This is a genomic window from Streptomyces sp. NPDC002671 (assembly GCF_053592475.1).
Genome location: NZ_JBSFVU010000016.1, coordinates 1 through 18,584, shown reverse-complemented (window position 1 = coordinate 18,584; position 18,584 = coordinate 1). Strand labels below are relative to the sequence as shown.

The window sequence follows — 18,584 nt, the reverse complement described above, 5'->3', positions numbered from 1 at the left end:
CCGCAGCACCCTCCGTAGGTCTCCCGATCCTGCCAGTCCAGCCGTCAGAGTTCCCATTCCCACCCGTCCACCAGCCGAAAGGCGTCTTCACCATGGCTGACCAGCTGCTGTTCAACCCGCGCACCTATGACCCCGCGCACTTCGACTCCGAGACGCGCCGCCTGCTGCGTGCCACTGTCGACTGGTTCGAAGAGCGCGGGAAGCGCCGGCTGATCGAGGACTATCGGACCCGCGCATGGCTCGGCGACTTCCTCGCCTTCGCAGCGAAGGAGAGCCTGTTCGCCACCTTCCTGACGCCGTCGTCCGCTGCGGGGGAGGGGGAACCGGACAAGCGGTGGGACACCGCCCGGATCGCCGCGCTCAACGAGATCCTGGGCTTCTATGGCCTGGACTACTGGTACGCCTGGCAGGTCACGATCCTCGGCCTCGGCCCGGTCTGGCAGAGCGACAACGCCGCCGCCCGCTCCCGCGCTGCGGAACTCCTCACCCAGGGAGAGGTGTTCGCGTTCGGCCTGTCCGAGAAGGCGCACGGCGCCGACATCTACTCCACCGACATGCTGCTCGAGCCCGACGGCAACGGCGGCTTCCGCGCCACCGGCTCCAAGTACTACATCGGCAACGGCAACGCTGCCGCACTCGTGTCCGTCTTCGGCCGCCGTACCGACGTCGAGGGGCCCGACGGCTACGTCTTCTTCGCCGCCGACAGCCGTCATCCGGCCTACCACCTGGTCAAGAATGTCGTCGACTCCTCCAAGTTCGTCAGCGAGTTCCGCCTGGAGGACTATCCCGTAGCGGCTGAGGACGTCCTGCACACCGGCCGCGCCGCCTTCGACGCCGCCCTCAACACCGTCAACGTCGGCAAGTTCAACTTGTGTACCGCCTCGATCGGCATCTGCGAGCACGCGATGTACGAGGCCGTCACCCACGCCCACAACCGCATCCTCTACGGCCGCCCCGTCACCGGCTTCCCCCACGTGCGGCGAGCGCTGACCGACGCCTATGTCAGGCTCGTCGGCATGAAGTCGTTCAGTGACCGCGCTGTCGACTACTTCCGCTCCGCCGGCCCCGGCGACCGACGCTACCTGCTCTTCAACCCGATGACGAAGATGAAGGTGACCACGGAGGGTGAGAGGGTCATCGATCTGATGTGGGACGTCATAGCCGCCAAGGGCTTCGAGAAGGACAACTACTTCGGCCAGGCGGCCGTGGAGATCCGCGGTCTGCCGAAGCTGGAGGGTACGGTCCACGTCAACCTGGCGCTGATTCTGAAGTTCATGCGCGGCCACCTCCTCGACCCGGTCGAGTACCCCGGCGTGCCGACCCGCCGCGACCCGGCTGACGACGACTTCCTGTTCCGGCAGGGGCCGGCCCGCGGCCTCGGCTCGGTGCGTTTCCATGACTGGCGACCCGCCTTCGACGCGTACGCGCACCTGCCCAATGTGACCCGCTTTCGCGAACAAGCCGACGCCCTCTGCGAGTTCGTCATCACGGCCGCCCCCGACGCGGAGCAGAGCCGCGATCTCGACCTCGTCCTCGCGGTCGGTCAGCTCTTCGCCCTCGTCGTGCACGGGCAGCTCGTGCTGGAGCAGGCTGCCCTGACCGGACTCGACGAGGACGTGCTCGACGAACTCTTCGCCGTCCTCGTGCGGGACTTCTCGGCGCACGCCGTCGAACTGCACGGCAAGGACTCGGCGACCGCACAGCAGCGGGACTGGGCGCTGGCTTCGGTCCGGCGGCCGGTCGTCGACGAGGCACGTACGCAGCGGGTCTGGCAGCGGGTCGAGGCGTTGTCCGGAGCGTACGAGATGGCTCCGTAGGCGCGTCCACGCATCACCGGTGGCCGGGCCGCGCGGGCACGGCCACCGGTTGCTCAGGCTTCGACTCCGTCTCCATTCCCGCTGGCTATGTGGACGACCCGTAGCGGAGTGTGGCCCGGTGGGCCTGACGCCCGGACACACGAAGGTGCCGCCCCGTCGAGGCTCGCGTCCAGCTGGGTGGGACACCATAGTTCTGGGCGTGCGAGTGCGTGCGGCCACCATGGAGGCGGTGTCGGGGCCTCGGTGACGGCCGCAATGAGGCCGCGAGGGGTGCTGTCCGAGTTGCGCCGTTCGGGCATGATTTGGAGGCGCGGTGCTGACTCCCGTGCTGACTTGGTGCTGACTACGCAGAGTAGAACTCCGACCTGAGCCGCAGATCGGGCGTCACGGTGCTGGGGCCTGTGGGGCGCGTAGTTCCCGGGCCGCGGTGCACGTGCGCGGGTCTTGCAGACGCAGCTGCCCTGTCCTGTCCTGTCCTGGCGAGTGTCGTGATGCGGGTCGACGTGTCAGTGGCCGTCGGTAGCCTGCCGCCGGAGGAGTACGGGACAAGCGGAGCGGTGCGACTCAACTAGGACGAGATAGCCGAAGCCCAGCCCAAGACGCCCGTCAAGACGGACGACGGCACCATCGCCGACGCCGTCTCCGAGATCACCTTCAGCGGCGGAAAGAGCTGACCTTCAAGACCCTGCAGACGTACTCCGACGGCAAGATCGTCCGCTGGATCGAGGAGGCGCAGGGCGGCCAGGAGCCGGAGAACCCGGCGCCCGTGCTCAAGCTCACCGCCAAGGGCACGGAGGACGGCGGTGTCGCTTCGACCGCCTCGCCGACGGGTTCGAAGGGCTCCGACAGCGCCAAGTCGACCGCCTCGGCCAGTGACTCGACCGCCCGCGGTCTTGGCATCGCCGGGCTGGTCGTCGGCGTGCTGGGCCTCGCGGCGGCGGGCTTTGCCGTTGTGCGCGGCCGTTCCGCCGGATCCCGGGCGGAGTAGCGCACCTGCCCTGCCGGCGGTAGCCGTCGGCAGGGCAGCGTTTCGGCGCCGCGAACCCTGGCACAGTTGGCCCTCACATGACGCGGACCACAACTTTGCTCCGGAACTCGACCCCCGGCGGCCCCGACTCTTGATGCAGTACGGCGCGATCCGACCGACGTCGTACGACCTGATCTGGAGACGCGGTTTGATGGATGAGTCCCGGCAAATCTCCTCCGGCGCCGGTGCGGTGTTGCGGAGGCTCGTGCCTCCGCCCGCCCTGTGCGGATTCCTTCTCCTGCTGGCGCTGATGTTCACGGTGTCGTACGCCGTCGGTGCCGCCGCCGGGCCCGTCGCGCCCGGCATGCACGGCACCGGCACGAGCCGGGCAGACGGCGATTCCGGCGGGGGCGGCGGAACGGACGACATGGGGGACATGCACGGAGGTGGCCACTGATGGGCGGGGAACCGGTGACCGTCGACCTGGTGACGACCGACCTGGCCATCGGTGGCATGACCTGCGCGGCCTGTGTGAGGCGCGTCGAGAAGAAGCTCGGCAAGCTGGACGGGGTCACGGCGACCGTCAATCTGGCCACCGGGCGGGCGCGTGTGAGCCACCTGCCGCGGATCAGCCCCGAGGAACTCGTCGCCGCCGTCGAGAAGGCCGGCTACACGGCTGCCCTGCCCGAACCGCCCAAGCAGCCCGAGACGCGCGCGGCCAAGGACGCGGGCGAGTCCGAGGAAGCTCGCCAGGAGCGGGGTCGGCTGCTGATCACCGCGCTGCTCGCGGTGCCCGTGCTCGTGCTGTCGATGGTGCCCGCGCTGCAGTTCCGTAACTGGCAGTGGCTGTGCTTCGCGCTGGCCGCGCCGGTCGCGGTGTGGGGGGCGTTGCCCTTCCATGTGCGTGCGACGCGTGGGCTTCGGCACTCGGCGGCGACCATGGACACCCTGGTGTCGCTGGGTGTGGTGGCGTCCTTCTCCTGGTCTGCGTACGCGCTCTTCCTCGGCGGCGCCGGGGAGCCCCGCATGCGAATGCCGTTCACTCTGGTGCCCTCGGCTTCGGACGGCGCGGCGCACGTCTATCTCGAAGCGGCTGTCGGTGTACCGCTGTTCGTCCTGGCGGGGCGGTTCCTGGAGGCGCGGGCCCGGCGCGGGACCGGGGCTGCGCTCAGGTCACTGGCTCAACTCGCCGCCAAAGAGGTGACGGTCCGCGAAGGGGGCGCGGAACTGCTCATCGCCATCGAGCGGTTGAGAGCGGGACAGATCTTCGTCGTGCGGCCGGGGGAGCGGGTGGCCACCGACGGGCAGGTGGTGGAGGGCAGTTCGGCCGTGGATCTGTCCCTGGTCACCGGGGAGAGCGAGCCCGTCGAGGTCGGGCCGGGTTCGGCGGTGGTCGGCGGCGCCGTCAACGCCGGCGGGCTGCTCCTGGTGAAGGCCGCGGCCGTCGGTGCCGACACCCAGCTCGCCCGGATCACCCGGCTGGTGACCGAGGCCCAGGCCGGCAAGGCGCGGGCGCAGCGGCTGGCCGACACGGTGGCAGGCGTCTTCGTCCCCGTCGTGCTGACGCTGGCCGTCACCTGTCTCGGCTTCTGGCTCGGTGCCGGGGCCGACCCGCAGGCCGCCGTCACCGCGTGCGTGGCCGTGCTCGTCGTGGCCTGCCCGTGCGCGCTCGGCCTGGCCACGCCGACCGCGCTGATGGCCGCGACCGGCCGCGGTGCCCAACTGGGAATCCTGGTCAGCGGACCCCAGGCGCTGGAGGGGCTCCAGCACATCGACACGGTCGTCCTGGACAAGACCGGCACGCTCACCTCCGGCCACATGACCGTCGCCCGCGTCACGGTCGTACCCGACGGACTGGGCAAGGAGGCGCTGCTGCGGCTGGCCGGGGCCGTCGAGCACGGCTCGGAGCATCCCGTGGGCCGGGCGATCGCTTCCTGCGCCCGGCGGGAACTCCCCGTGGGGACGCTGCCGGACGTGAGTGAGTTCGCCGCCGTGCCGGGCCGGGGCGTGCGCGGCCTGGTCGAGGGCCGGCTGGTGGAAGTCCTCGCCTCCGACGGCGAGTTGCCTACCGCCCTGGCAGACGCGCTGTCGGTGGCCGAGGCCGCCGCCCACACGCCCGTCCTGGTCCGGGTGGACGGTGTGGCCGAGGCCCTGATCGAGGTCGGGGACGTGGTGCGGCCCGGCAGCTACCGGGCCGTGGACCGGCTCCGGCGCCTCGGCGTGCGGCCGGTGCTCGCCACCGGTGACCGTGAGGCACCCGCGCAGGCCGTGGCCGCAGCCCTGGGCATCGACGAGGTGCACGCCCGCTGCACCCCCGAGGCCAAGGCCGACCTCGTACGGGACCTGCAGGAGCAGGGTTACCGCGTCGCGGTCATCGGCGACGGAGTGAACGATGCCGCAGCCCTGGCCGGAGCCGACCTGGGCATCGCTATGGGCAGCGGCACGGACGTGGCCATCGGTGCCGCCGACGTGACGTTGGTACGCGGGGACATCGAGGCGTTGGCGAACGCTGTCCGGCTCGCCCGGCGCACGCTGGGCACGATCCGGGCCAACCTCGTCTGGGCCTTCGGCTACAACGTCGTGACCGTGCCGCTCGCCATGGTCGGCCTGCTCAATCCGATGCTCGCAGCGGCGGCGATGTCGGTGAGTTCGCTGCTGGTCGTGGGCAACAGCCTGCGGCTGCGCGCCTGGCAGCCCGCGCCCGCTCCCGCCCGGAGGCGTACCCGATGACCGAGCAGAATCTCTGGCGACCCACTCGCCGTCGGTTGACCGACACCCTCCTCGCCGCGCTCGCGCCCGTGGCCGCGTGCAGCCTCGCCCTGGGAGGGCTGACGACCTGGACCGGGGCCGGGAAGGCGGGCAGCCCGGCTCGGATCACCGTCTCGAACGGGCGGGTACTCCTGCCGTACGGGGACAGCACGGACACCGCGGCGCTCTTCGACATCGCCAACGTCGGTGGCGCGGACGACCGGCTGGTGAACGTGACGTCCACCGCCACGCACGGCCGGATCACCCTCAGCGGGCACCGCATGCTGGGTGGCCGGGCCGCCTACAAGTCGGACGTGACCTCGGCCGGCGTACCTGCGGGCGGTGTGCTGTCCATGTCGGCGCGCGGTGTGGACGTGACGCTGCGGGCCGGGGCCGGCTGGCGGGCGGGCGACCTCGTACCGTTCACGCTGCACTTCGAGCGCAGCGCGCCGGTCGAGACGATCGCGGTCGTGATCCGCCCGAGCGACAGCGGTCCGTGATCGCCCGCCCTGAGGGCGGAGGAATCCTCTCCTAAACGTCGGGGCAGAGTGTCGTCGAGTTCCAGCTGGTTGTCGTGGGCTGGATCACGCCCTGCGGATTGAGTGCGGTCCCCCGCGGATGTCCGTACCCACGCATGACGACCGAAGCCGGGATGCGAGGATGAGGCGCCATGACAGCAGGGTGGTGTGCTCGCGCGATACGGGCCGCGGTGTTCGCGGCCATGTGCGTGCTGCTCGCTGCCCTGGGCCACGTCCTGATGTCCGGCAGCGACGTGCCGGCGTGGGCGCTGGCCGTCGGCGGGGCCGTGACCGGTGCCGTGGGCTGGTGTCTGGCGGGGCGTGAGCGCGGGCTGGCGCTGATCGTGACGGTCGTGGTCGCCGCCCAGACGGTGCTCCACGAGGCGTTCTCCTACGCCCAGTCGGCGTCCGGCACGTCCGACGGTTCCGCCTCCATGGGCATGAGCGGCATGGACTCCATGGACATGGGCGCCATGCATATGGACCACACGGGCATGAGCCCCATGGATCATATGGGGCATTCCATGGACGGCGGTTCGTCGTCGTTCGGCATGCTCGCCGCCCACTTGCTCGCCGCGGTGCTGTGCGGGCTGTGGCTGGCGTACGGCGAGAAGGCCGCCTTCCGGATCCTGCGGGCGGCGGCCGGATGGCTGGCGGCGCCGCTGCGGTTGCTGCTGGCCCTGCCCGGTACCCCCGACCGCCCACGCGTCCATCTGCGGCGCCGCCGCTCGGACCGGGCGCCGCGTCTCCTCCTCCTCGTCCACGCGATCACTTCTCGGGGTCCGCCCGTGGGAACGGCTGTCGCCTGAAGGCAGCTGTTTTCCCGAGGCCGCCCGGCTGCACGTGTGCGCCTCGGGCCACGGCCGTACGACCGCAAAGGCGCTGTTGCGCCACGGCGACGCCGTAGGGCCGTCTCTCCCACTTTCACCGGACCGTGCGCTGTGGCGTGCCCTGGTCCGGATCACGGTTGACCCGAGAAGGACACCAGGTGACTACCTCTGCCCTGCCCACGTCGCGCGCCAAGAGCTACCAACCGGCAGCGCCCGACGAATCGATCACCGCATGGGCGTTGGCCGCCCGAGGCGGTGATGCGCACGCGGTCGAGCAGTTCGTGGGCGCCCTGCACCGGGACGTACGGCGCTATGTCGCCCACCTCTGCGGCGATCCCCAGGCAGCGGACGATCTTGCGCAGGACACCTTCCTGCGGGCCCTCAGCAGCCTGCACCGGTTCGAGGGGCGTTCCTCGGCCCGGGCCTGGCTGCTGTCCATCGCCCGCCGCGCGGTGATCGACAGCTACCGGTACGCCGCCGCCCGCCCGCGCCTGACCGACGTACCGGACTGGCAGCTGGCGATCGAGCTGGCCCAGCCGTGCGACCTGCCCGGCTTCGACGACGGCATCGCGCTGCTGGATCTGCTGGCTTCGTTGCCCGACGACCGCCGGGAGGCGTTCATCCTCACGCAGCTGCTCGGCCTGCCCTATGCGGAGGCCGCCGAGGTGAGCGACTGCCCGATCGGCACGGTCCGCTCCCGCGTGGCCCGCGCCCGCGCAACGCTGATGGACCTGCTGGACGATGGGGGCACCTCCCACGCCGCTGAGGCAGTGGGGGAGGACCCGCCCGCTGCGCTGGCGGCCTGACGCTCCGGGAGGGTGCCGGTGCCGGTTGGAAGAACGGCACCGGCACCCTCGCCGCCGGAGTAGCGGGAGCGGTTCACCTGAGCCGGATCGCCAACTGGCCGGGAACTCAGGGCACCTTCGCTCCGACTACTGGAGCGGGTGGCGAAGGCTCGCCCGTGTACCGAGTGGATCCGGGAGTTGTTCGATGCGTTCTCGTGTGTGGGGCGGTACCGCGGCCGTCGTACTGGGCGGCCTGCTGCTGGCGGGCTGCGGCGGCGGGAAGGATACGGCGGACGGGAACGCGGGGCAGGCCGGGAAGGAGGCTTCCGTCGGCTACCCGGTGTCCGTCACCGACTGCACGGGCGTCAAGACCACCTTCTCCAGCGCCCCGAAGAGAATCGTCACCAGCAACGCCTCCAGTCTGGAGGTGCTGCTGCGCCTCGGCGCCGGCGACCAGGTGATCGGCGCCGGCTTCCCACCCGGCAAGGGCACGCTGCCCGGCACCCTCGACACACAGGCGCAGAAGGTCAAGGTGCTCAGCCAGACCGTCATCCCGAAGGAGAAGCTGCTCGGCTCCGGAGCCGACCTCTTCATCGACACCTTCGCCTCCATGGGAAGCATGGGCGGCGGAGGCATGGGGGACGCGCCGACGGCGGAGGAGTTCAAGGCCGCCGGGATCAAGCACATCTACCTGAAGTCCACCGCCTGTGCTGCCCAGAGCAAGAGCCCAGTGACCGATCTGTCCGCTGTCGAGGCCGATATCACCTCCCTCGGCGCGGTCACCGGCACCAGTGCGCAGGCGCAGAAACTCGTCGCCGGGATGAGGGAGAAGGTGGGCGCGGTCCAGAAGGCGGTCGGCGGTACGGCGGAGAGCAACCGGCCGACATACTTCTTCTTCGACTACGACGCCGGTACGAAGCAGCCCTCCGTCACCTGCAACCGCCAGATCGCCAACGCCGTGATCACCCTGGCCGGCGCCCGCAACGTCTTCGCCGACTGCGACGGCGACTACAAGCAGGTCGGCTGGGAGGACGTCATCGCCAAGAACCCCGACTGGATCCAGCTCGGCGTCCGCAACCGCGGCAGCGAGGCAGCGAACAAGAAGGCGTTCGACGAGGCCGAGCAGTGGCTGAAGTCAAACCCCGCCACCAAGGGCCTGAAGGCGGTCAAGGAGGGCCACTTCCTGCGCATCGGCTCCGAGCAGACCACCATCGCGGGAGTCGAGAACGCCGACACGGTCGAGGCCATCGCCAAGACCCTCTACCCGGGCAAGGTCGCCTGATCGTGGCCTTCACACTGGTGCGCCGGAAAGCCGCGGCTGCGGAGGAGCGCGGCAGCCTGCCCGCCGGCCCGCCGGCGGCGGTACTGGCCGTGGCACTGCTGGCCGCGCTGACGGCCGCCGTGGCCTGGGGCTCGACGTCGATCCCGCCCGGCGAGGTGTGGAGCGTGGTGTGGCGGAGGCTCTCCGGCGAGGCTCCGCGCCCCGGCACGGACGACCTCATCGTCTGGCAGCTCCGATTTCCTCGTGCCTTGCTCGCCGCCCTCGTCGGCGCCGGCCTCGGGCTCGTCGGTACGGCCGTCCAGGCGCTGGTGCGCAACCCCCTGGCCGACCCCTACCTGCTGGGCATCTCCAACGGCGCCTCCCTCGGCGCGGTCGCCGCGATCGTCCTCGGCCTCGGCGCCGGCGGGGCACTGGGACTGGGGTTGTCCGGGGCGGCTTTTGTCGGCGCGCTGGCGACGTTCGCGCTGGTGTGGGCGGTGGCCCGGCGCGGTGGCGGGTTCGCGCCCCTACGGCTCGTGCTGGCCGGGGTCGCGATCGGCCAGTTCCTCTCCGGGTTCACCAGCTACCTGGTGTTGCAGGCCGGGGACGAGCAGCAGACCCACAGCGTCCTGTTCTGGCTCATGGGCAGCCTCAGCGGAGCGACGTGGGAACTGCTCGCCGTACCCGCCGTCGCCGTACCCGCCGCGCTGCTGTGGCTCCAGGCACGCGCCCGGGGCCTGAACGCCCTGCTGATGGGCGACGAGACGGCCGCCGGACTCGGCATCGACGTCACCCGGCTGCGCCGCGAGCTGTTCACCGTGACCAGCGTGCTGACCGGTGTCCTGGTGGCGGTCTCCGGCGCGATCGCGTTCGTCGCGTTGATGGTGCCGCATGTCTGCCGCCTGGTCGTGGGGGGTGACCACCGACGCCTCCTGCCGGTCTCCGCGTTGTTCGGCGCTCTGCTGCTGGTCGTGGTCGACATCGTGTGCCGTACGGCGATGGACACGCAGGAGCTGCCGGTGGGCGTGGTCACCTCGCTGCTCGGCGCTCCGGCCCTGTTGTATCTGCTGGACCGGCGCCTGGGGAGCGGCAGTTGAGGATCCAAATAGAGGACCTGCACGTCGCCTACGCCGGCCGGACGGTGGTCGCGGGTGCCCATCTCGTCGCCGCCGAGGGCGAGATCACCGGGCTGGTCGGCCCGAACGGCAGCGGCAAGTCCACGCTCCTGCGCACCGTCTACCGGCACCTGAAGCCCACCGCCGGGCGGGTCCTGCTGGCCGGCACCGACCTGCGGGAGATGACCCCGCTCCAGTCGGCGCGGCACGTGGCGGCCCTGCCGCAGGAGCGCGGGAGCGACTTCGAGCTGACCGTGCGCGAGGTCGTCGCGATGGGCCGTACGCCCTACAAGCGGGCCTTCGCCGGGGAGGACGCCGCCGACCGGGACATCGTCGCGCAGGCGCTCACCGACGTCGGCATGGCGGAACAGGCCGGACGACGCTTCACGGCCCTGTCCGGCGGTGAGCGCCAACGTGTCCTGCTGGCAAGGGCGTTCGCACAGAACCCGGACATCCTGGTGCTGGACGAACCGACCAACCACCTCGACATCCGTCACCAGGTCGATCTGCTCGCCCTCCTGCGTGCCCAACGCCGTACGACCCTGGTGTCGCTGCATGACCTGAATGCCGCGGCCTCTGTCTGTGACCGCCTCCACGTCCTGCGCGATGGGGCGGTCGTCGCCTCCGGCCCGCCGCGGGAAGTCCTCACGCCCGCGCTGATGGCGGAGGTGTTCGGAGTGCGAGCGGCGGTTGTCGACCATCCCCTGACCGGTGACCCGCTCATCGCCTTCGACCACCGGACGCCGGCGGACGAGGCACCGACAGCCGCGCCGCTCGAGACACCCACCCGGGGATGAACGGGCTCATGAACGAGCTTGGGCAGGACGACGGTCGCGTCCCGCCCGCTCGGTCGTCTGCCGGGATCAGCCGGCGATCGAGTCGGCGATGCCGTACCCGGCCTCGACGATCGCCGCGCGCAGCCGCTCGTCTTCAAGGTCCGCGTGCACGGTGACGGCGTTGGCGGCGAGGTCGACCACGACCTCGCTCACCCCGGGTACCTCGGAGACCTGCCTCAGTAGTCGGCTGAGCGGAGCCCGGAGTTCCCCCGTACGCACGCCGATTCGATGTCCGGCGGGAGGGAAGGAACCCTCCGCGGCACGCACCGGGCTGGGGGCGTGTTGAGCACTGCGGGGGAGGGCGGTCGGATGGCGCGGCTCCGGCACGACGTGCACGGCGCCCGGCTGTCGGCTGTGCCGCCGGGCTGATCCTCTGCGCGCTGCTGTACCTGCTGGTGGAGTCGGCCGTGTCGGGCAAGCCGGCACGCGGCGGCCGCCGCGACTGGACCGGCGCGGGCAGTTTCAGCCTGCCCACCATGATTTTTGGACGCACCCGGGAACTCGTGTGCGATCCCTCCCGACTTGTGGGACGAGGCTGCCGTCCGGCAGCCCACCCACGACCGTGAGGGGCGGCAACGGTGACAGGCCACAGTCCCGGTTCGGAACAGCCCGGCCACATACCCGTCGGCGGCGAGGACCGCTGGCTGCTCGTTGCGGTGGCCGGCCTGCTGTCGTTCGTGGCGATGCTCGACATGAACATCGTCAACGTGGCCCTGGCGGACATCGCCGACGGTCTGCACGTCTCCGCCGCGACCGCCCAGTGGGCGGTCCTTGGTTATCAACTGCCCGTGGTGGCCTTGCTGTTGCCTGTCGGCCGGTGGCTGGACGGGGTCGGGATGCGCTCCGCCCTGCTGGTCGCGACCGCGGGCTTCGGTCTGTGCAGCGCGCTGACGGCCGCCGCGCCCTGGGCGTCCTGGCTGATCGCCGCCCGCCTCGCCCAGGGCGTGTTCGGGGCCGTGCTCTTCGTGCTGATGCCGGTTCTCGCCCTGCGTTCGGTACGGCCGGAACTGCGCGGGCGGGCCATGAGCGTGCCCGCGACGCTGGGCCCGCTGGGCGCGGTGACCGGTCCGGCGGTGGGCGGACTGCTGCTGGACCACCTGGGCTGGCGCGCCGTCTTCCTGGTCAAGATCCCTTTCTGCCTGCTGGCCCTGGTCGTGGCGTGGAGGGCGATGCCGGGGGACGGGGGCCTGCGCCTGCCCGACCGGCGGTCGGCGGCGGATGTGCTGCTGGTGGGTTCCGGGGTGGCCGCCCTGCTGCTGGCGCTGACCCTGGCGTCGGGAAGCCCGGTGTGGCTGGTGCTCGCGCTTGCCGCCGTGCCGCCGTTGTGGTGGTGGCTGCGGGGGCCGGGCGGCCGTCCGGTGGCCGGCGTCCTGCGGGCGGCGGGTCTGGTCCGGGCGCACACGGCGGTGCTGGTGTTGGCAGCCGGGTTCGCCGCGATGCACTACGTCGTCGCCCTGCACCTCCAGCGCGACGACGGCGTCAGCGCCACCACGACCGGACTGACCGTGCTCGCCTTCCCGCTCGGCATGGGGCTGGCCGGCCCGGTCGGCGGTCGCCTCGCCGACAGATACGGGGCCCGGCCGGTGGCGGTCATCGGCGCCGCCCTCACCGCTGCCGGTCTGCTTCTCCTCGTCCCGCTGGGGGCCGACTGGTCACCGGTGGACGTGGCCTGGCGGCTGGCGTTGGCCGGCATCGGCATGGGCCTGAACGGCGGGCCCACCCAGGCCCTCGTCATGGGCGCCGCCCCCGCGGACCGCACGGCGACCGTGGGCTCCTCCGTACAGCTGGCCCGCAGCCTCGGCTTCACCCTCGGCCCGGCCCTGGCCACCGCCGCCTGGGGTCTGGCCGGAGGCGATGACGGCGTGACGGCCGGGCTGCCCCTGGCGGCAGCCGCCGCCTGTATCGCCGTACCCCTGCTCGCCCTGGACGGACGTAGGCCCGCGCCCGTCCCCGAGAAGACCACCGACGCGGCTGCCGCCGCTCACCATCCCTGACCGAGGAGTCCTCCCCATGTGCGGAATCACCGGCTGGGCGTCCTTCCACAGCGATGCCCGTCCCCAGGCCCCGATCATCGAGGCCATGACCGCCACCCTCGCCCTGCGGGGCCCCGACGCCGGAGGCGTCTGGCTCGGCGAGCGAGCCGCGATCGGCCACCGACGCCTGGCCGTCATCGACCTCGAAGGCGGCGCACAGCCGATGACCGACCGGCCCGAAGAGCCGGCCATCGTGCTCAGCTACAGCGGCGAGGTCTACAACCACCACGAACTGCGCACCGAACTGCGCGCCCGGGGCCATGCGTTCCGCACGCGCAGCGACACCGAGGTGGTGCTGCGCGCATACGCCGAGTGGGGCGAGGCGGTGGCCGAGCACCTGGAGGGCATGTTCGCCTTCGCCGTCTGGGACGAACGCACTCAGCGCCTGCTCCTGGTCCGCGACCGGCTCGGGGTGAAGCCCCTGTTCTGGGCCTCTGTCGACGGCGGCCTCGCCTTCGCCTCCGAGCCCAAGGCCCTGTTCGCCCATCCAGAGATACGGCCCCGGGTGGACGCGGACGGGCTGCGAGAGGCGTACAGCCTGTTGTTCAACACCGGCCCGACCGTGTGGTCCGGAGTCAGGGAGGTCGAGCCGGGCGGCGTGCTCGTCCTGGACCGGGGCGGCATCCGTGAACGCCGCTACTGGCAGCTGGAGGCTACCGACCACACCGACGACCAGGACACGGCCATCGAGCAGATCCGCACCCTGGTCGGTGCCGCGGCCCGGAGCCAGCTCGAAGCGGACGTCCCACTGTGCAGCCTGCTGTCCGGCGGTATCGACTCCACGGTCCTGACCGCGCTGCTTGCCGACGAACTCCGCCTGCGCGAAGGCCCGGACGCCCGGATCCGCTCCTACGCCGTCGACTACAGCGACCAGGCGGAACAGTTCACCGGCGACGTCCTGCGCACCGGCCACGACACGCCCTACGCCACGGAAGCCGGCGCCTTCATCGGCACCGACCACAGCACGGTCATCCTCGACCCGCGGGCCCTGCTCGACCCGGAGCACCGCAAGGCCGTCGTCGTGGCCCGCGACTCACCCATCGGTGTCGGCGACATGGACACCTCGCTGTACCTGCTGTTCGGCGAGATCCGCCGGCACTCCACCGTCGCCCTCTCCGGCGAGGCGGCCGACGAGGTCTTCGGCGGCTACCCCTGGTTCCACAACCCGAAGGCCCTGGCAGCGGAAACCTTCCCGTGGCTGCTGGTGACGGGCGACGAGGCCGCCATGCCCCTGAACCCAGAACTCAACCTGCGCATCAGCGAGTTCCGCGACGACACCTACCGCACCGCCCTGGCCGCCGTACCGCACACGGACGGCGAGAGTCCCGCCGAACACCGCCAACGCGAGATGCAGCACATGTCCCTGACCCGCTGGCTGCGCCAACTCCTCCACCGCAAGGACCGCCTCAGCATGGCCCAGGGCCTGGAGGTCCGCGTCCCGTACTGCGACCACCGGCTCGTCGAGTACGCCTTCACCACCCCTTGGGCGCTGAAGAGCTTCGACGGACGGGAGAAGAGCCTCCTGCGCGCCATGGGCGCCGGCCTCGCTCCGGACTCGGTGCTGCACCGGCCCAAGAACCACTACCCGGCCACCCACCACCCCGCCTACAACCGCGGACTGCAGGACCTGGCCCGCGACGCCCTCGCCACCGAACAGGTCCGCACCCTCGCCGACGAGACCCGCATCAAGCCCTGTCTCGACACCCCGCCCGACCGACTGGAGTGGGGCCACCGCCTGCGCCTCGAACGCGTCGTCGACCTCTCCCTCTGGCTGGACCATTACCGGCCCGAAATCGCCCTCTGAGGAGCCTCCCCATGACCCTCCAGGAACAGCAACCAGTCCAAGATCCGGACGCCTTGCCCGCCCCGGTACCGCTGATGGGCTGCCCGTACAAGAGCAACCCCTACCCCCTGTACGAGCAGATGCGCGAGGCCGGCCCCGTCCACCGGGTCCTCTTCCCCAGTGGCGTCCAAGCCTGGCTCGTCACCGGCTACGACGCCGCCCACGCCGCGCTGAACGACGACCGACTCGGCAAGAACCACGACCGCGGCAACGACCGCTGGCGCGCCCGCGCCTCGATCATGCCGGAGCCGCAGCACTCCCAGCTTCAGGTGCACCTCCTCCACCAGGACCCGCCCCAGCACACCCGGATGCGCCGGTTCGTGACGGACGCCTTCACCCCGCGCCGCATCGAGCAGCTGCGCCCGCGCTTCCAGGAACTGGCCGACGCCCTCGTCGACGCACTGCCGGAGCACGGCCCCGCGGACCTCGTCACCGGCTTCGCCGCCCACTTCCCCTTCCAGGTCCTTGCCGAAGTCATCGGCCTCCCACAGGAACTCGCGGCCCGCTTCGACCGGGACTGGGGCAAGGTCGTCCAGCCGGTCGGCCCCACCGACCCCGGACGCCCCCTCTACGAGGCCCGCCTGCGCGGCCTCCAGAGCTACATCGCCGACGTCGTCACCCACAAGCGCGAACACGGGGACGACGACCTGCTCAGCCGCCTCGTCGTAGCCCGCGACCGCCGCGAACTGTCCCAGGAGGAGCTGGACTCGATGATCTTCCAGCTCCTCGTCGCGGGCCAGGAGCCGGTCACCAACCAAATCACCACGGCCCTGTTCGCCTTGTTCCGCCACCCCGACCAGCTCGCCCGCCTCCGCGACGCCCCCGGCCTCCTGCCCCGCGCGGTGGAGGAACTCCTGCGCTACGACAGCGCCTTCGAGCTCACCACCTGGCGCTTCTTCGACAAGGACAGCGACCTGCACGGCACGCGCGTACCCAGCGGCGACTCGGTGATCGTCTCCCTGTGCGCGGCCAACCGGGACCCGCGCCGCTTCCCCGACCCGGACACCCTGGACTTCGATCGCTCGCCCAATTCCCACCTCGCCTTCGGCCACGGCATCCACTTCTGCCCCGGAGCCGCCCTCGCCCGCGCCGAACTCCAGATCGCCCTTGGCGCACTCCTCGCCCGCCTGCCCGGCCTTCATCTGGCCATCAGAGACGAGGACATCGAGTGGATCCCGGCCGTCCTCGGCCGCGGCACCAATCACCTCCCCGTCGGCTACGACCGCCGCCTCTGACACCGACGAACCGCTGACCGGGTCAGGCCACGCCAGCCGACCCGGCCCCGGCTGACCCACACCCACTGACCCCAGGCGCCTGGCCTCCACTCCCGCCACGGCGCCATGTCGACGTGCCCTCGCACGCCCTCGTACCCCAGGAGGAACGACATGCCCCTGACGACCGCGCCGGACACCCTCCCCACCCGCATCGGCACCCAGATCCTGAACCTGCTCCTGCCCCACCACCGCACCAGCGACCGGACCACCGCGACAGTCGAGGCGTTCCCGCACCAACTGCGGCGCACCTCCGCCTTCGTACGCGACGGCTCGCCTGTCGTCTTCACCCTGCCCGGCTTCCCCTGCAAGTCCCCCAACCCGGCCAAGGTCCTCGGTCACCTCCCCGACCAGGGCGAACGCCTCTCTCTGACCTTCCTGAACACCCTGTGCACCCAGATCGAGCGGATCTACCCGCCCGGCGCCCATCTGATCATCTGCTCGGACGGCCACGTCTTCGGCGACCTCATCGGTGTCCCCGACGACCACATCGACGCCTACGCCGACGACCTACGAATACAGATAGGCCGGATGGGCCTCCACAGACTGTCCGTCTTCGATCTCCGCGACGTCCTCGGCGACCTCCCGCACGACACGAGACGCACCCACATCCATGAGCGCTACGCCCCCGTCCTGGAGGCTCTCCGCGCCGAGACCCGCGCCGACGAGCAGGCCCTAGCCCTCTACCGGGGCATCACCCGCTTCCTCATCGAGGACACCGCCGACTGGACCGGCACCCGCTCCGCCCTCCAACGCGCATGTCGACAAAGGGCTTACGGCGTCATCCAGCGCAGCCGCGCCTGGGGCACCCTGATCGCCGAACACCACCCCCGCGCGGTACGCCTCTCCATCCATCCACAACCCATCGGCGCCCCGAAATTCGGCATCCGCCTCCTCGACGCCTCGGACGCGTGGACAACTCCCTGGCACTCCGCCGCCCTGCACCGCACTGACGGCACCTGGACCCTCATGCCGCGGGCCAAAGCCGCAGAGATGGGGCGACTGGTACAGCGGGGCGGCAGGGACAGCCACTTCGACCAGAGCTGATCAGTGCTTGTCCTCCAATGGGCAGCTGCTGCCTCGTTCTTGTGCGGTCGGGGGACACAGCGCCGTGGGATAGGGGCCGGGGGAGGGTCATCGAGGATCAGCGGCGTCCTCTCCTTCGGTGCTTCTTGTTCGACAGATCGCCGGTGGTGGGGGTGGTCCTCGTCCATCTTGCGGGCCAGATGTAGCGGTGTGGGGAGGGTCTGGCGGTAGTCCCAGGCCGCTGCTTGGTTGGTGAGGATGGCCGCTGCCTTGCCCATCCACGCTGGATCTGCGTCGGCGTTGAGGGCAATGGCAGTGAAGTGGGTGCTGGTGTGCGCGTAAAGGATCCTGCGCAGGCTGTCTTCTGCCTCCACTGAGATGCGCTGGGAGTTGGGCAAGACACAAACGACACCGATGGGTCGTTGCGTTGAGGGCAGGGTGCCACCAGGGAGCCGCCGCGGGGTACTTAGTTCCGGGGGCGTAGACGACGTAGGGGCAGGACTCTGGCAGTTGGCGTCGGATGGCGGCGAGTGCGTTGTGGGCGGCCTGGGCATACGGCTTCCAGCGGGCGCCGGCTGGGGACCATGCCCAAGTCTGCCAGGGGCCGCCGTCGGTGTCGTTCACCGGACGCATTGCGGTGAAGGCGAGGGTGACGGGCGCTGGCTGCTGGTTTCCCGGACGGCCGACTGTTGCACGGGTGGCATGGCGTCGTAACCAGATGCCGATGTGCCAGACATCGTGGAGGCCGATGGGTGCGAACGCGTGGCTGAGGCGGTCGTCTACAAGGCCGTTGCGGCGTAGAAGGTCGCGGACCGCGTTGAGAGCAATGTGCTTCTTCTTCTGCCAGGCGGTGCGCCGCTTGGCCTCTGCTTGTGCTGAGGGCTTGGCCTTGGGCGTGGCCGCGTGGAGGGTTTCGTCGTCGGTCTCTTCGCCATCTTGTTCACCGAGTGCAGGGTCTCTCGGCCATGTACTGGAGGTACTGGGTGCCGATCCCGTGCGTGGCTAGGGCGCGCTGGGAGAGGTGCTTGCCGTCCCGGCAAGCGTCACCTGCTTCATCCCGTCGTCCCTGGTGATCGCGCCGACCTTCGCCTTGAGCCCCATGGCCTTGGGAGTACCGTCCGCCATGACCGGCATCCATGTCTGCGCACAGCTTCCCGTGCACATGGACATGGACGCCTTGTCCTTGTCGTACCGGTAGAGCGTCCAGCCCTTGGCATCCGTGACGACCGCCCCCATGCCGGACATCCGCTTGGCCATCAGCATGCTGGTGCTGACCATGCTCATGCCGCCGGCCGCACTGGACGTGGCGGCACCGGTCGGAGCGGCGGTCTCGGCCGTGGCCGCGGCGCTGGCGCCGGAGGACTTGTCGACGGACGAGCCACATGCGGCGAGCAGCAGCGCCGAGGCGATGCGATGTCTCCTGCATCTACTGACGCTCTTAGGGCCTGTGTGATGTCGTGATCAATCGGCTGCTTGCAAGAGATCTCCGACCCAGATCATGGAGGCGCGGAGTTCGAGGCCGGCGAGGTAGCTT

The 18,584-nt window shown here is 70.8% G+C and carries 15 protein-coding genes and 3 pseudogenes; 14 read left to right on the top strand and 4 right to left on the bottom strand.

From position 1 onward, the window contains the following. Positions 1-92: 92 nt before the first annotated feature. From ACWD35_RS24345 to ACWD35_RS24300, 10 genes and pseudogenes are all read left to right on the top strand, one after another. On the top strand, positions 93-1,817 hold the full coding sequence (locus ACWD35_RS24345) for an acyl-CoA dehydrogenase family protein (RefSeq protein ID WP_451353396.1): 1,725 nt from the start codon (positions 93-95) through the stop codon (positions 1,815-1,817). A 575-nt stretch (positions 1,818-2,392) separates the two neighbouring features. Further along, positions 2,393-2,805 (top strand): annotated as a pseudogene (locus tag ACWD35_RS24340) (DUF1775 domain-containing protein); the annotation flags it as partial. A 190-nt stretch (positions 2,806-2,995) separates the two neighbouring features. Further along, positions 2,996-3,241, top strand: coding sequence for a hypothetical protein (locus ACWD35_RS24335; protein ID WP_451353395.1), 246 nt, complete (start codon positions 2,996-2,998; stop codon positions 3,239-3,241). Beyond that, the gene (locus ACWD35_RS24330; RefSeq protein ID WP_451353394.1) at positions 3,241-5,514 is read left to right on the top strand and encodes a heavy metal translocating P-type ATPase; all 2,274 of its coding nucleotides are present in this window, start codon (positions 3,241-3,243) and stop codon (positions 5,512-5,514) included. The genes ACWD35_RS24335 and ACWD35_RS24330 overlap by 1 nt, the downstream gene beginning before the upstream one ends. Then, the gene (locus ACWD35_RS24325; protein WP_451353393.1) at positions 5,511-6,032 is read left to right on the top strand and encodes a copper chaperone PCu(A)C; all 522 of its coding nucleotides are present in this window, start codon (positions 5,511-5,513) and stop codon (positions 6,030-6,032) included. The genes ACWD35_RS24330 and ACWD35_RS24325 overlap by 4 nt, the downstream gene beginning before the upstream one ends. A 170-nt stretch (positions 6,033-6,202) precedes the next feature. Beyond that, positions 6,203-6,859 carry a hypothetical protein gene (locus ACWD35_RS24320; RefSeq protein WP_451353392.1) on the top strand — a complete coding sequence of 219 codons (657 nt, stop codon included), beginning with the start codon at positions 6,203-6,205 and terminating at the stop codon, positions 6,857-6,859. Between the two features lie 179 nt (positions 6,860-7,038). Further along, a complete protein-coding gene (locus tag ACWD35_RS24315; RefSeq protein WP_451353391.1) occupies positions 7,039-7,686 on the top strand; it encodes a sigma-70 family RNA polymerase sigma factor in 648 nt (215 codons plus the stop codon). A 184-nt stretch (positions 7,687-7,870) separates the two neighbouring features. Next, entirely contained in the window at positions 7,871-8,947 is a 1,077-nt protein-coding gene (locus ACWD35_RS24310; protein WP_451353390.1) for an ABC transporter substrate-binding protein, read from the top strand. Positions 8,948-8,949: 2 nt separating this feature from the next. Further along, positions 8,950-10,023, top strand: a complete 1,074-nt coding sequence (locus ACWD35_RS24305; protein WP_451353389.1) for a FecCD family ABC transporter permease — start codon at positions 8,950-8,952, stop codon at positions 10,021-10,023. Further along, positions 10,020-10,838: an ABC transporter ATP-binding protein gene (locus tag ACWD35_RS24300; RefSeq protein WP_451353388.1), complete on the top strand. Its 819-nt coding sequence runs from the start codon at positions 10,020-10,022 to the stop codon at positions 10,836-10,838. Before ACWD35_RS24305 ends, ACWD35_RS24300 begins: the two co-directional genes overlap by 4 nt. 66 nt (positions 10,839-10,904) lie before the next feature. Here the strand turns inward: ACWD35_RS24300 and ACWD35_RS24295 are convergent, their stop codons facing one another. Continuing rightward, entirely contained in the window at positions 10,905-11,096 is a 192-nt protein-coding gene (locus ACWD35_RS24295) for a heavy-metal-associated domain-containing protein (RefSeq protein WP_451353387.1), read from the bottom strand. Between the two features lie 359 nt (positions 11,097-11,455). On the opposite strand from ACWD35_RS24295, the gene ACWD35_RS24290 reads away from it, so the two are divergent. From ACWD35_RS24290 to ACWD35_RS24275, 4 genes are all read left to right on the top strand, one after another. Next, complete coding sequence (locus ACWD35_RS24290) at positions 11,456-12,871, top strand: MFS transporter (RefSeq protein WP_451353386.1); 1,416 nt, start codon at positions 11,456-11,458, stop codon at positions 12,869-12,871. A 16-nt stretch (positions 12,872-12,887) separates the two neighbouring features. After that, positions 12,888-14,714, top strand: coding sequence for an asparagine synthase (glutamine-hydrolyzing) (gene asnB / locus ACWD35_RS24285; protein WP_451353385.1), 1,827 nt, complete (start codon positions 12,888-12,890; stop codon positions 14,712-14,714). Between the two features lie 11 nt (positions 14,715-14,725). After that, complete coding sequence (locus ACWD35_RS24280; protein WP_451353384.1) at positions 14,726-15,988, top strand: cytochrome P450 family protein; 1,263 nt, start codon at positions 14,726-14,728, stop codon at positions 15,986-15,988. A gap of 150 nt (positions 15,989-16,138) precedes the next feature. Next, on the top strand, positions 16,139-17,071 hold the full coding sequence (locus ACWD35_RS24275; RefSeq protein WP_451353383.1) for an L-tyrosine/L-tryptophan isonitrile synthase family protein: 933 nt from the start codon (positions 16,139-16,141) through the stop codon (positions 17,069-17,071). Positions 17,072-17,232: 161 nt separating this feature from the next. On the opposite strand, the pseudogene ACWD35_RS24270 reads toward ACWD35_RS24275, so the two are convergent. The 3 genes and pseudogenes from ACWD35_RS24270 to ACWD35_RS24260 form a co-directional block, all read right to left on the bottom strand. Continuing rightward, positions 17,233-17,604, bottom strand: a pseudogene (locus ACWD35_RS24270) (RNaseH domain-containing protein); the annotation flags it as partial. After that, positions 17,597-17,770, bottom strand: a pseudogene (locus ACWD35_RS24265) (hypothetical protein); the annotation flags it as partial. The pseudogenes ACWD35_RS24270 and ACWD35_RS24265, both read right to left, overlap by 8 nt. Before the next feature lie 282 nt (positions 17,771-18,052). Further along, positions 18,053-18,334, bottom strand: a complete 282-nt coding sequence (locus ACWD35_RS24260; RefSeq protein WP_451353382.1) for a COG4315 family predicted lipoprotein — start codon at positions 18,332-18,334, stop codon at positions 18,053-18,055. Between the last annotated feature and the right edge of the window lie 250 nt (positions 18,335-18,584).